13 protein-coding genes are annotated in these 13652 nt (G+C 44.3%); 11 read left to right on the forward strand and 2 right to left on the reverse strand.

Annotation, left to right across the window (positions count from 1 at the left end):
• Nucleotides 1–124: 124 nt before the first annotated feature.
• The 8 genes from OQJ75_RS11590 to nqrM all read left to right on the forward strand — a co-directional run bounded on the left by OQJ75_RS11590 (nucleotide 125) and on the right by nqrM (nucleotide 7414).
• Nucleotides 125–1465: a Na(+)-translocating NADH-quinone reductase subunit A gene (locus tag OQJ75_RS11590; RefSeq protein WP_248374174.1), complete on the forward strand. Its 1341-nt coding sequence runs from the start codon at nucleotides 125–127 to the stop codon at nucleotides 1463–1465.
• Between the two features lie 5 nt (nucleotides 1466–1470).
• Nucleotides 1471–2715, forward strand: coding sequence for an NADH:ubiquinone reductase (Na(+)-transporting) subunit B (locus OQJ75_RS11595; protein WP_122046917.1), 1245 nt, complete (start codon nucleotides 1471–1473; stop codon nucleotides 2713–2715).
• On the forward strand, nucleotides 2705–3472 hold the full coding sequence (locus tag OQJ75_RS11600; protein WP_265970900.1) for a Na(+)-translocating NADH-quinone reductase subunit C: 768 nt from the start codon (nucleotides 2705–2707) through the stop codon (nucleotides 3470–3472). Before OQJ75_RS11595 ends, OQJ75_RS11600 begins: the two co-directional genes overlap by 11 nt.
• Entirely contained in the window at nucleotides 3472–4104 is a 633-nt protein-coding gene (locus OQJ75_RS11605; protein ID WP_008223083.1) for an NADH:ubiquinone reductase (Na(+)-transporting) subunit D, read from the forward strand. The genes OQJ75_RS11600 and OQJ75_RS11605 overlap by 1 nt, the downstream gene beginning before the upstream one ends.
• Before the next feature lie 7 nt (nucleotides 4105–4111).
• Nucleotides 4112–4708 carry an NADH:ubiquinone reductase (Na(+)-transporting) subunit E gene (nqrE, locus tag OQJ75_RS11610; RefSeq protein ID WP_009848375.1) on the forward strand — a complete coding sequence of 199 codons (597 nt, stop codon included), beginning with the start codon at nucleotides 4112–4114 and terminating at the stop codon, nucleotides 4706–4708.
• Between the two features lie 29 nt (nucleotides 4709–4737).
• Entirely contained in the window at nucleotides 4738–5964 is a 1227-nt protein-coding gene (nqrF, locus tag OQJ75_RS11615; RefSeq protein ID WP_017631923.1) for an NADH:ubiquinone reductase (Na(+)-transporting) subunit F, read from the forward strand.
• Between the two features lie 174 nt (nucleotides 5965–6138).
• Nucleotides 6139–7143, forward strand: a complete 1005-nt coding sequence (locus OQJ75_RS11620) for an FAD:protein FMN transferase (RefSeq protein ID WP_048607978.1) — start codon at nucleotides 6139–6141, stop codon at nucleotides 7141–7143.
• Nucleotides 7144–7159: 16 nt separating this feature from the next.
• The gene (nqrM, locus tag OQJ75_RS11625) at nucleotides 7160–7414 is read left to right on the forward strand and encodes a (Na+)-NQR maturation NqrM (protein ID WP_265970901.1); all 255 of its coding nucleotides are present in this window, start codon (nucleotides 7160–7162) and stop codon (nucleotides 7412–7414) included.
• A gap of 135 nt (nucleotides 7415–7549) precedes the next feature.
• On the opposite strand, the gene OQJ75_RS11630 is transcribed toward nqrM, so the two are convergent.
• Entirely contained in the window at nucleotides 7550–8788 is a 1239-nt protein-coding gene (locus OQJ75_RS11630; protein WP_050619909.1) for a response regulator, read from the reverse strand.
• Between the two features lie 164 nt (nucleotides 8789–8952).
• Here OQJ75_RS11630 and dinB point away from each other — a divergent pair, with 164 nt between their 5' ends.
• Nucleotides 8953–10029, forward strand: coding sequence for a DNA polymerase IV (dinB, locus tag OQJ75_RS11635; protein ID WP_265970902.1), 1077 nt, complete (start codon nucleotides 8953–8955; stop codon nucleotides 10027–10029).
• 108 nt (nucleotides 10030–10137) lie between these two features.
• Here the strand turns inward: dinB and OQJ75_RS11640 are convergent, their stop codons facing one another.
• Nucleotides 10138–12072 carry a RecQ family ATP-dependent DNA helicase gene (locus OQJ75_RS11640; RefSeq protein WP_265970903.1) on the reverse strand — a complete coding sequence of 645 codons (1935 nt, stop codon included), beginning with the start codon at nucleotides 12070–12072 and terminating at the stop codon, nucleotides 10138–10140.
• 145 nt (nucleotides 12073–12217) lie between these two features.
• Here OQJ75_RS11640 and OQJ75_RS11645 point away from each other — a divergent pair, with 145 nt between their 5' ends.
• Both OQJ75_RS11645 and OQJ75_RS11650 read left to right on the forward strand, forming a co-directional pair.
• Nucleotides 12218–12691 carry a GreA/GreB family elongation factor gene (locus tag OQJ75_RS11645; RefSeq protein ID WP_265970904.1) on the forward strand — a complete coding sequence of 158 codons (474 nt, stop codon included), beginning with the start codon at nucleotides 12218–12220 and terminating at the stop codon, nucleotides 12689–12691.
• A gap of 88 nt (nucleotides 12692–12779) precedes the next feature.
• The gene (locus OQJ75_RS11650) at nucleotides 12780–13556 is read left to right on the forward strand and encodes a YggN family protein (RefSeq protein WP_265970905.1); all 777 of its coding nucleotides are present in this window, start codon (nucleotides 12780–12782) and stop codon (nucleotides 13554–13556) included.
• Nucleotides 13557–13652 lie beyond the last annotated feature (96 nt).

Genomic DNA, 13652 nt, shown 5'->3' on the forward strand with positions numbered 1-13652 from the left:
CGATTCTGGTGCCTTAAGTTTGCCAGAACCGGACACTGTAATGTCGTGTCTAAGGGCGATTTAAAACGTCCTGAATTTACGCAATTAAAAGAATCTTTTTCCCGATAAAGTAGTGCAAGTGCGTATGATTACAATAAAGAAGGGTTTGGATCTTCCTATCGCAGGAACTCCATCCCAGGTGATTAATGATGGTAAGTCCATCACTAAAGTCGCCTTGCTTGGCGAAGAGTACGTTGGTATGCGTCCTACGATGCATACTCGCGTTGGTGATGAAGTTAAGAAAGGCCAAGTTCTTTTTGCAGATAAAAAGAACCCAGGTGTTGTATTTACTTCTCCAGCAAGCGGTAAAGTTATTGAAGTGAACCGTGGTGCTAAGCGTGTTCTTCAATCAGTAGTGATTGAAGTAGCAGGCAATGAGCAAATCACGTTCAATAGCTATGAAGCTGACCAATTAACAAGTCTTGACCGTGAAACGGTTAAAGCTCAGTTAATTGAGTCTGGCGCATGGACCGCTTTGCGAACTCGTCCGTTCAGCAAGGTTCCAGCAGTTGATTCTGAAACTCAGGCTATTTTCGTTACTGCTATGGATACTAATCCGCTAGCAGCTGAGCCAGAATTAGTCATTAACGAGCAGTCTGATGCTTTCGTTGCTGGTTTAGATCTTCTTTCAACTCTGACTAACGGTAAAGTGTACGTTTGTAAAAAAGGTACTAGCTTACCTCGTTCAGCTCAGTCTAACGTTGAAGAACATGTTTTTGATGGCCCACACCCTGCAGGTCTTGCAGGCACGCATATGCATTACCTATATCCGGTAAATGCACAAAATGTAGCGTGGAGCATTAACTACCAAGATGTTATCGCATTCGGTAAGCTTTTCCTTACTGGTGAGATTTACTCTGAGCGTGTTGTTTCTCTGGCTGGTCCAGTGGTGAACAACCCACGTCTAGTTCGTACTCAAATTGGTGCTAGCCTTGAAGAGTTGACAGACAGCGAGTTAATGCCAGGCGAAGTTCGTGTGATTTCTGGTTCTGTACTTACGGGTACTGAAGCAACAGGTCCACATGCTTTCCTTGGTCGTTACCATCAGCAAGTTTCTGTTCTACGTGAAGGTCGTGATAAAGAGCTATTCGGCTGGGCTATGCCTGGTAAGAACAAGTTCTCTGTTACTCGTTCATTCCTTGGTCACCTGTTTAAAGGTCAGTTGTTCAACATGACAACGACAACAAACGGTAGTGACCGCTCAATGGTTCCAATTGGTAACTACGAGCGCGTAATGCCTCTAGATATGGAACCTACATTGCTGCTTCGTGATCTATGTGCAGGCGACATTGATAGTGCTCAAGCACTTGGTGCGCTAGAGCTAGACGAAGAAGATGTAGCATTGTGTACCTTTGTATGTCCAGGTAAGTACGAGTATGGTCAACTACTTCGTGAATGCCTAGATACGATTGAGAAGGAAGGGTAATTTTCATGGGCCTTAAAAAGTTTCTTGAAGACATCGAGCATCATTTTGAGCCAGGTGGTAAACACGAGAAGTGGTTTGCGCTTTACGAAGCAGCAGCGACAGTGTTCTACACGCCAGGTCTTATTACAAAGAAAAGCTCGCACGTTCGTGATAGCGTTGATTTAAAACGTATCATGATCATGGTTTGGTTCGCGGTATTCCCAGCAATGTTCTGGGGTATGTACAACGCGGGTGGCCAAGCTATCGCAGCACTTAACCATATGTACGCAGGCGCTGAACTAGCATCTGTTATCAGTGGTAACTGGCACTACTGGCTAACCGAAATGCTTGGAGCCTCCTTAGGATCCGATGCAGGTGTTGGCAGCAAGATGCTACTTGGTGCGACATACTTCCTACCTATCTACGCAACGGTATTCATCGTTGGTGGTTTCTGGGAAGTTCTGTTCTGTATGGTGCGTAAGCACGAAGTAAACGAAGGTTTCTTTGTTACTTCTATCTTATTCGCGCTTATCGTTCCGCCAACACTTCCTCTATGGCAAGCGGCACTAGGTATTACCTTCGGTGTTGTAGTCGCTAAAGAGATCTTCGGTGGTACGGGTCGTAACTTCCTGAACCCTGCACTTGCTGGCCGTGCGTTCCTATTCTTTGCATACCCTGCACAGATTTCAGGTGACGTAGTTTGGACTGCTGCAGATGGTTTCTCTGGTGCAACTGCTCTTAGCCAATGGGCTCAAGGCGGCGGTAGCGCACTAATGAACGTAACATCTGGTGAAGCAATCACTTGGATGGACGCATTCATTGGTAACATCCCAGGTTCTATCGGTGAAGTATCGACTCTAGCACTTATGATTGGTGCAGCGATGATCGTTTACATGCGTATCGCTTCATGGCGCATCATTGCTGGTGTAATGATCGGTATGATTGCTGTGTCTACGCTGTTTAACGTGATCGGTTCTGATACTAACGCAATGTTCAGCATGCCTTGGCACTGGCACCTAGTTCTAGGTGGCTTCGCATTCGGTATGTTCTTCATGGCGACTGACCCAGTATCAGCTTCATTTACCAACAAAGGTAAGTGGTGGTACGGCATCCTAATCGGCGCAATGTGTGTAATGATTCGTGTAGTTAACCCTGCATACCCAGAAGGCATGATGCTTGCGATTCTATTCGCAAACCTATTTGCTCCTCTGTTTGACCACGTTGTAATCGAGAAGAACATTAAGCGGAGACTAGCGCGCTATGGCAAGTAATAACGATAGCATTAAAAAGACGCTGTTTGTTGTTATCGCATTGAGCCTAGTGTGCTCAATCATCGTTTCAACAGCTGCAGTTGTTCTTAAACCTAAGCAACAAGCTAACGCGGTTCTGGATCAGCAAACTAAGATCCTTGAAGTTGCGGGCATTGAACTTGCGGGTAATATCCCTGAACTGTACGCAGAGAACATTGAACCTCGTCTAGTTGATTTCGCTACTGGCGATTTCGTTGACGGCGATGCTGCTGCATACGACCAACGTAAAGCGGCAAAAGATCCAGCTCAGTCAGTCAAGCTTTCAGCTGAAGATGACATCGCTAAGATTCTTCGTCGTGCTAACACGGGTACTGTATACCTTGTGAAAGATGGTGCTGAAACTTCTAAAGTTATCATCCCTGTTCACGGTAACGGTCTATGGTCAATGATGTACGCATTCGTTGCGGTAGAAACTGATGGCAACACAGTTTCTGGTATCACTTACTACGAGCAAGGTGAAACTCCTGGACTTGGTGGTGAAGTTGAGAACCCATCTTGGCGAGCTCAATTCGTTGGTAAGAAATTATTCGACGAAAACCACAAACCTGCTATTCAGGTTGTTAAAGGTGGCGCTCCTCAAGGTTCTGAGCACGGTGTAGATGGCCTTTCTGGTGCAACACTGACTAGCGTTGGTGTTCAACATACATTTGACTTCTGGTTAGGTGATATGGGCTTTGGTCCGTTCCTAGCAAAAGTTCGTGACGGAGGTCTGAACTAATGTCTAGTGCAAAAGAAATTAAAAAGAGCATCTTAGCGCCGGTGTTGGACAACAACCCAATCGCGCTACAGGTTCTTGGTGTGTGTTCTGCTCTTGCGGTAACCACTAAGCTAGAAACAGCATTTGTTATGACTATCGCGGTAATGTTTGTTACTGCTCTGTCTAACTTCTTCGTTTCTTTGATCCGTAACCACATTCCTAACAGTGTGCGTATCATCGTTCAGATGGCGATTATCGCATCATTAGTAATCGTGGTAGACCAAGTGCTTAAAGCATACCTATACGATATCTCTAAGCAGCTATCTGTATTCGTAGGCCTAATCATTACTAACTGTATTGTAATGGGTCGTGCTGAAGCATTCGCAATGAAGTCTGCACCAATCCCATCTTTAATCGATGGTCTTGGTAACGGTCTTGGTTACGGTTTCGTTCTTATCACTGTTGGTTTCTTCCGTGAGCTTCTAGGCTCTGGCAAACTATTTGGTATGGAAGTACTACCTCTAGTGAGCAACGGTGGTTGGTATCAGCCAAACGGCTTGATGCTTCTAGCACCTTCTGCATTCTTCCTAATTGGTTTCTTGATTTGGGCAATTCGTGTGTTCAAACCAGAACAAGTAGAAGCGAAGGGGTAAGGTAGTCATGGAACATTATATTAGTCTGCTAGTTAAATCGATTTTCATCGAAAACATGGCGCTTTCTTTCTTCCTAGGTATGTGTACATTCCTAGCGGTATCTAAGAAAGTTAAAACTTCTTTTGGTCTTGGTGTTGCGGTAGTTGTAGTACTTACAATCGCTGTTCCTGTAAACAACCTTGTTTACACACACATCCTGAAAGAAAACGCGCTTGTTGAAGGTGTCGATTTAAGTTTCCTTAACTTCATCGCATTCATCGGTGTTATCGCGGCACTTGTACAAATCCTAGAGATGGTTCTAGACCGTTTCTTCCCACCTTTGTACAACGCACTAGGTATCTTCCTTCCACTGATCACAGTTAACTGTGCAATCTTTGGTGGTGTATCTTTCATGGTAACTCGTGACTACAACTTTGCTGAATCTGTTGTTTACGGCTTCGGTTCTGGTGTGGGTTGGATGTTAGCTATCGTTGCTCTTGCGGGTATCCGTGAGAAGATGAAGTACTCTGACGTACCTCCAGGTCTTCGTGGCCTTGGTATCACGTTCATTACTGTTGGCCTGATGGCGTTAGGCTTTATGTCTTTCTCTGGTGTTCAACTGTAGGGTAAGCACCCAGTAATAAGGAATAACAAATGCAAAGCATTATTCTTGGCGTAGCGATGTTTACCATTATTGTATTGGCTCTAGTACTAGTGATTCTTTTCGCTAAGTCTAAGCTAGTACCATCAGGTGACATCACTATTGCTGTAAACGGCGACCCTGAAAAGGCGATCGTTACTCAACCTGGTAGCAAGCTACTTGGTGCCCTAGCTGGCGCTGGTATCTTCGTATCTTCTGCTTGTGGTGGCGGTGGCTCTTGTGGTCAGTGTCGTGTAAAAGTTAAGTCTGGTGGTGGCGACATCCTTCCAACTGAACTTGATCACATCACAAAAGGTGAAGCTCGCGAAGGCGAACGTCTTGCATGTCAAGTTGCTATGAAAACTGACATGGAGATTGAACTAGACGAAGATATCTTTGGTGTTAAAAAGTGGGAATGTACTGTTATCTCGAATAACAACGAAGCTACTTTCATCAAAGAACTTGCTCTAGCGATCCCTGAAGGTGAAGAAGTTCCGTTCCGCGCGGGTGGTTACATTCAGATTGAAGCTGAACCACATCACGTGAAATACGCAGATTACGATATTCCTGAGGAATACCGTGGTGACTGGGATAAGTTCAACTTGTTCCGTTACGAGTCTATCGTTAAAGAGCATTCGATCCGTGCTTACTCTATGGCTTCATACCCAGAAGAGAAAGGCATCATCAAGCTTAACGTGCGTATCGCAACTCCGCCGCCAAACAACCCTGACGTAGCTCCTGGTGTGATGTCTTCATACATCTGGTCTCTTAAAGAAGGCGACAAATGTACTATTTCTGGTCCATTTGGTGAGTTCTTTGCTAAAGACACAGACAATGAAATGGTATTCATCGGTGGTGGTGCAGGTATGGCGCCAATGCGTTCACATATCTTCGACCAACTTAAGCGTCTTAACTCTACTCGTAAGATGTCTTACTGGTACGGTGCACGTTCTAAGCGTGAGATGTTCTACATTGAAGATTTCGATGGCCTAGCGGCTGCAAACGAGAACTTCGTGTGGCACTGTGCTCTGTCTGATCCTCAACCAGAGGACAACTGGGACGGTTACACAGGTTTCATCCACAACGTATTGTACGAAAACTACCTGAAGGATCACGAAGCTCCTGAAGACTGTGAGTACTACATGTGTGGTCCACCAATGATGAACGCGGCTGTTATCGGCATGCTGAAAGATCTTGGTGTAGAAGATGAAAACATCCTACTAGATGACTTCGGTGGTTAATCCATTTAAGTGATTGATATTATGGCTGACTCTCACGAGTCAGCCATTTGTTTTTCTAAGACTATTTTTGACAACATACTGGCTTATATAAGAAAGAGTAAGGCATTCAAAATACCTATTTTTTACTCTTATTTTTCCTTATATAAATCCTCAACATTAGACAGGAGTAAGCAAGTGAGAATTTGGCTTGTTGCATTAACTTCTTTGATTTTTCTTGCGGGCTGCGAGCAGGCAAGAGAGCAAGTGCATTTAAGTGGCCCGACTATGGGTACCAGTTACAATATTAAATACATCAATGGTGATGAATTTCCTGAGTCTAATGAAGTTCATACTGAGATCGATCGTCTACTTGAAGAAGTGAATGATCAAATGTCGACTTATCGTGAAGATTCAGAGCTGAGCCGTTTCAACCAACACAAAGGCGCTGACGCATTCGAAGTCTCTGAACAAACCGCTATTGTTGTGAAAGAAGCCATTCGTTTGAACGGTCTTACTGAAGGAGCGTTGGATGTTACGGTTGGTCCATTAGTTAATCTTTGGGGTTTTGGTCCTGAAGCTCGTCCGGAAGTAGTTCCATCAGATGAAGAGCTTGCTGCTCGTAAAGCTAAAGTTGGTATTCATCACTTGAGCGTTGAAGGCAACAAGCTAACTAAAGACTTGCCTAATTTGTATGTCGACCTGTCAACCATTGCAAAAGGTTGGGGCGTTGATGTTGTTGCTGATTACCTTGATTCCATTGGTATTCACAACTACATGGTAGAAGTCGGCGGTGAAATCCGTTTGAAAGGCCTAAACCGCGAAAGCGTAGGCTGGCGTATTGCCATCGAAAAGCCAAGTATTGACGAGCGCAACATTCAAGAGATCATCGAACCTGGTGATATGGCGATCGCAACGTCTGGTGACTACCGCAACTATTTTGAGCGTGATGGTGTTCGTTACTCACACATCATCAACCCAGAAACAGGAAAGCCTCTTCATCATAAAGTGGTTTCTGTGACTGTTTTAAACCCGTCTTCAATGACTGCAGACGGCTTATCTACTGGCCTTATGGTCTTAGGTGAGGAAAAAGGAATGGAAGTCGCAAACCAACATAACATCCCAGTGTTCATGGTGGTAAAAACAGCAGATGGCTTTAAAGAAATTGCTTCTGAAGCATTTAAGCCATACTTAGGTAAATAAGGTAAGCGAGATAATTATGAATACATTTCTGATTACATTTGGTGTTTTTCTTGCAGTAATCGCAGCGATGTCAATTGGCTACATTATCCAAAAGAAAGTTGTGAAAGGTAGCTGTGGCGGTTTGGGTGCTGTTGGTATTGATAAAGTATGTAACTGCCCTGAGCCTTGTGACGCGCGTAAGAAGCGTGAAGCACGTGAAGCTTATCGTGAAGAGAAGCTGGCTGAGCGTCAACAAAAAGAATCTGCTTGGAGTAAAGACCGTATCGCTTAATTGGTGACAGTCATAAGGGGTAGAGTTATCTATGCCCTCAAATTGAAAAGCTCAAGATTACCGTCTTGAGCTTTTTTGGTTTTAAGGTCTAGCAATTAATCTTGGTTGATTAACGATGGAAACAGAAGCGAATGACTATTGTTCGATTTGCATGCTGTTACGCGCAAACACTAATTGGTTTCTACCTTGCTCTTTTGCCGTATAAAGAAGCTCATCAGCTGCTTTGATCTGCTCATCTAGCTTCGCGTCTAAATCGGTTACGCCGATACTGATACTGACCTTGATTCTTTGAGAGTCATGCTCAACAACATGGCTTTCAATGGCTTCTCTCATGGACTCTAAGTTGTCAACAAAGCTCTCAAACGCACCGCATGACTGAATACAAAACTCTTCACCACCGAAGCGCACAGCGACATCGTCTTTGAAATGATCTTTGATGATTTTCCCCACATCGATCAGCACAGCATCACCACCATCGTGGCCAAAGGTGTCATTCACTTTCTTAAAGAAGTCGATATCCATCATCGCGATGTTTCGTTGATCGCAGCCCTTACAAGGATGATTGAACAAGTAGCGACGATTCCATAAGCCAGTAAGAGCATCCTCGTTGGCATGTCGAAACAGCTCATTGGCCGCTTCTTTCATATCAAGCAGTTGGTGGATACGGCAGAAAAACTCTTCTTGGTTAAAAGGCTTGTAAAGGAAGTCGTTAGCCCCCGCTTTAAGGAATCGCGCTGTCATGGTGCGATCATCGCTGCCCGATAATCCTAGAATAGCCAACTGGTTTCTGTCGTGATCGCGTCGAATCTCACGGATCATCGCTATACCGTCTTTCTTAGGCATATCATGGTCTGTAACAACGAACGTAATATCGGGATCGTTATGAAGAAGCTTTAATGCTTGTTCGCCATCTTCGGCTTGGATAGTTTGGATATATTGGTGTTCTAGAAGTTGAGCTATGTAACGGCGAACGACCGCTGAATCATCGACAACCAATGCTTTGTGGTGGCGATTATTCGAAATTCTTTGAACCAGAGGAAGTAGGTAGCTTACTGATGACATACTGTCTTTTAGTATGTAATCGATAACGCCTTTGGCTAGGACTTGCTCTCGCAGTTGATTGTCGAACATCCCAGTAAGAACAATTATTTTCTGTTGATAGCCTAAGACGAGATCAATGATCTCACCGTCTTGCCCGTCAGGTAAGCAGTAATCCAATACGGCACACAAGAAATCCGTCTCTTGTTCCAAGATGTTTTTTGCTTCTGCAATCGATTCAGCAACTGCTACCTCATAACCGCTATTTTTCAGCTGTTGGTACAGGTAGTTGCGAAATGCTCGGCTATCTTCCACTACTAGTATTTTTTCACTCACAAGCGATCCCTACTTATAGACTAAATACTCGTTAACAATAGTATCAGAAGAGCTCATGGCTATTGAAGCGAAACCTCTTTAGCTGGACTCGAGATCGTTTTAAATCTGATAATAATTGGATTATACTGTTTATAGATACAGTTGTAAGGTCGAGTAATTCCTAGATGTGTAGCGCGGGTGAAGAGAAAGTAAGAAAAATAATTCATGTCGATATGGATTGTTTTTACGCGGCTGTAGAAATGCGTGATAACCCTGCTTACCGAAATCGCCCGTTAGCTGTTGGTGGGCATGAAAAGCAACGCGGCGTTTTGAGCACCTGTAATTATGAAGCCCGCAAGTTTGGTGTTCGCTCTGCAATGCCGACAGGAAAAGCCCTACAGCTTTGTCCTAATCTATTGGTTGTGCCGGGAAGAATGTCGGTCTATGTCGATATATCTAAAAAGATCCGTGAAATCTTCTCTCGATACACATCAGTCATTGAGCCTCTTTCTTTGGATGAAGCTTTCCTTGATGTCACCGATTCTAAGCAATGTCACGGCTCGGCAACACTCATTGCCGAGTCGATTCGCCGTGATATCTGGAATGAGCTTAACCTGACCGCTTCTGCAGGAATTGCGCCGATTAAATTCTTGGCGAAAGTAGCCTCGGATCTGAATAAGCCCAATGGTCAGTTTGTTATCCCTCCACAAGACGTGCAATCAGTGATCGATGAGCTACCACTTGAAAAGATTCCTGGTGTCGGCAAGGTGAGTATTGAAAAGTTGCATCAAGCAGGTTTTTTTACTTGTAAGGATATCAAGGAGTCTGACTATCGAGACCTGCTACTCAAGTTTGGCCGTCAAGGTGCATCACTCTGGAAGCGCAGTCATGGCATTGATGATCGAGAAGTTATCATCGAGCGCGAGCGAAAATCGGTAGGCGTAGAGCGCACCTTCACCCAAAACATTTCAACCTACGCAGAATGTTGGCAGGTAATCGAAGACAAGCTGTTTCCTGAACTCGAAACTCGCTTAGAAAAAGCCAGCCCAAGCAAAGCGATCATCAAACAGGGCATTAAGCTCAAGTTCGCCGACTTTCAACAAACCACGATTGAACACATCCACACCTCTCTCGATCGTGAACACTTCAAAGAACTGCTAAGTGAAATACTGAAAAGACAACAGGGGCGAGAGATACGCCTGCTTGGTTTAAGCGTAATGCTGCAACCCAAAGACCAAATGCGTCAGTTGAGTTTCTTTTAGGGGAAGAGGCTGAGAGGTTAGACTTAGAGATGTTGTTGAAAGTGTTGGTGTTTGAATACCGACTAGATTTGATAACCTAGTCGGTTTTTTCTAAACAAGGAAGTTGGGTTACCTAGGAAGTTGCTTAACTCGCGCTAAGGTATCACTGAATGGTTGCTGTTCTAGCTTACCGTAACCGACCATTTTACTGGCTTTAAGCTTGGTTGAAAGCGGGGTGGCGATTCCGCATAAGAAGCGAGTAATTGCCTCGTCGGTAATCAGTTGTTGGCTAGCAGAAACAAACTCATGTATCCATGTCATCACCTTATCATCATCGACAGGGTCAACATCAACGGTTGGTAAGATAGCCACTTCTCCCCGACATACAGAGCAATGACCGCAGTTTGTTGGTGCCTTATCATCAGCAAAGTAACTCGCAAGACGTGAGCTTAGGCAAGTATCCGCCTCAAAAAAATTCAGCATTTGGTTAAGACGGTTTATCTCGCTGTGCTCTTTTGCTTTAAACAACTCTGTAAGGCGCTCTGACAGTTGCATCATATCTTCAGAGGTGTTGTGGATCGCGTAGACATCGGTGATCTGCTTGCTTTCCAGTTCAATCCAGCCTTGTTCATTGAAGTAGTCGATAGCCGTAATCACGCGCTGACGATCGGCTTGGAAGTGAGTCCAAAGCGCATCGAAATCGACTTGGCACCACACTCTTGCTTGAGGAGAGCATTGGAAAATCGCTTCGACAAATTGACGGCGTTCATTTTGGAACTGTTCGGTGATTTGTTGTTTCGGACGAATGAACTTAAATTTGTAATCAGCAAAGTAGCTGTACTTCGGCTCAATCACGCCTTCAATTTCAAGATACACCAGTAGTGTTTTTAGCGGTAACTGACGAATGTTGGACTCACGTGATAGCTGGTTAAGCATGATCTCCCATTGATTCGAGCCAGAAGCGCCAATGTTTTGATTTTCGTAGATCTCTTTTAATACCGCTTGGATCGATATGTTGTCTGGCGTATCACCAAAAACGAAGTTCTCGAGTGTGCTTAAACCATGTTTGTTAGCCAGTAAAATACATTCAGACGCTTGCCCATCTCGACCAGCCCTGCCGATCTCTTGCGAGTAGTTCTCTATCGATTTGGGTAAGTCAAAGTGAATCACTCGGCGAATGTTGGACTTATCCACGCCCATACCAAAAGCAATCGTTGCCACGATACAGTTGACGTCATCACTCATGAACTGATGTTGAATGGCGTCTCTGTTTTCAGGTTTAAGACCTGCATGATAAGCCACGGCATTTACGCCAGCGTTACGAAGTTGCTGAGCCACCATCTCTGCTGTTTGCTGAAGGGTGACATAAACAATAGTCGGAGCGAGAGAAGCTTGGTTGACGACATTGCACAATGTTTCTAGTTTACTGGCTTGTTCGCAAGGTTGAATTGAAAGGTCTAGGTTTTGACGATAGAAGCCAGTAACCACAACACGTTCCTCATCGATATCAAACTTAGACTTCATATCTTGGATAACAGAGGTTGTCGCGGTTGCCGTGAGCAGTAGTACCTGAGGAATATTGAGCTGTTTTTGGTATTGAGGAAGCTTCAGGTAGTCTGGTCTAAAGTTATGTCCCCACTCAGAAATACAGTGCGCTTCGTCGACCACAAGCAGTGAGATCGGTACTTGGGAGATAAATTGGCGAAAGCGCTCGTTCTTCAAGCGTTCAACCGAGATCATGAGGATCTTGGTGTCTCCGTTACGCACAGATTGCATCACCTGTTGTGTGGTTTGTCTGTCTTGGCTAGATTCGATGGCGGCCGCGCTAATGCCTTTACTGTGCAGAAAAGCGAGTTGGTCTTTCATTAAAGCTAACAGCGGTGATATCACCAAGGTTAAGTGCGGCAACTCTAACGCGGGTAATTGATAGCACAGTGATTTACCTGAGCCCGTCGGGAATATGGCCGCGGTAGAGTGACCAGATAGAACATTATCAATGACTTGCTTTTGCCCATTACGCAGTGAATCGAATCCGAATACTTGTTTTAGCTTCTGCTCAATCATTTGTGTTCTACCTGAGTTGTTAAGTGTCGTATTGATGCTAAAGCGTTCGCCTGTCTATGATCGCGTCGCTTGATGAATCAAATGTCTTGCACCTGATTGTACCTAATTCTATTCTGTAGCTCCTATAGAAAAGCACTCCAAAAGTATGAATAAGTCTGAGCTTCGCCAAATAATCATAGAGCAACTCGAATCCCGATTGCGTATCGCACAGTCCGCTACCCAGCGTGCTATTGACGCCGCGACAGATGAAGAGACAGTGCCTGAGCATAAGTACGATACATTGGCGCTAGAAGCTTCATATCTCGCCCATGGCCAAGCGGTGAGGGTGCAAGAATGTGAGGACGACATTCAGTATTATCGTAACTTAGTGCTGCGTGATAGTGAGAAGATTACGGTGAGCAGCTATGTTGTGGTCATCGACGAGTGTGATCAATATAAACATTTCTTTATGGGGCCGAGAGTCGGGGGGCTTTCTGTCACATGGAATGAAAATGAAGTTGCCATTGTGACGGCAAATGCACCTTTTGGTCAGGCTCTAATGGGTAAAGAAGTCGGTGATGAGGTTGAATTTAAAGTCGCAGATAAACAGTTTTACTACGAAGTTATCTCTATCGACTAACTAACTGACTAATAGATATAAAACGTTTCTCTGACAAAGAAGCATAATCCAAGGGTATAGTAATCTGTCAGATTGATGAGAGGATGTTATGAAAAGCAATGTATTTATGAAAAACAGTGTATTAATTGCATCGTTAACAGCGGCAATCTCTGTTGTGAGTCTGCCAACGTTTGCAGCGCAGTGTCGAGTTGATTTGAAGAATGAATTACGAATCGATGACCAAAAAGTCGAAATCCATCAGGTGAATGGCGATACTGCGGTCTTCGATGAAAACAATGACCTCTATATCCATGGCGAGAAAGTTGAGCTCGATGCTGACCAACAAGCTGCGATAGAGAAGTATCGTGACAGCATGAGTGAGTATTTACCTCGTGCAAAGCAAATGGCTAACGAGAGCTTAGCATTAGCCAATGACGTGATTGATGATATTGCCGCTAGCCTAGATTCGCCTGAGTCATTTGATAATGTAAAAGAATCAATGAAAACCTACTTTGCAGAACTGGAAGCTCGTTACTACAAAGATGGCGAGTTGGTGTTACCAGCAGAAAGCTTTGATTCGATGGCCAATGGCTGGTCTGAAGATTTCGAGAAGGCGAAAGAAATCTTTAACCAAGAATTTATCTCTAGCGCTTTTAATGCGATGTCAGAAAAAATGAAACAAGACGGCGGACTAAATCTGACCGAAATGGCTGATAGCATGGCTGAATTAAAGCTTAAAGTTGAAGAGCGAATGAAAGAACATGCTCAGCAAATGGAAGAAGAAGGCACTGAGTTCTGTGATTCACTTGATGAGATGGCAGAGCAAGAGCAAGAGCTACATCAAATCATTCCGAACCTAAAAGACTATCAAGTCTTCACGATCTAATCTGGATCGACTTATGAATAGCAAGAGCACCGGTTGGTGCTCTTTTTGTTTGTATTGTTCACTCAATGATAAGTATTAATTTTGTGGCCGGGCTTT

This window comes from Vibrio sp. 14G-20, from assembly GCF_026241515.1.
Lineage (GTDB): Bacteria > Pseudomonadota > Gammaproteobacteria > Enterobacterales > Vibrionaceae > Vibrio.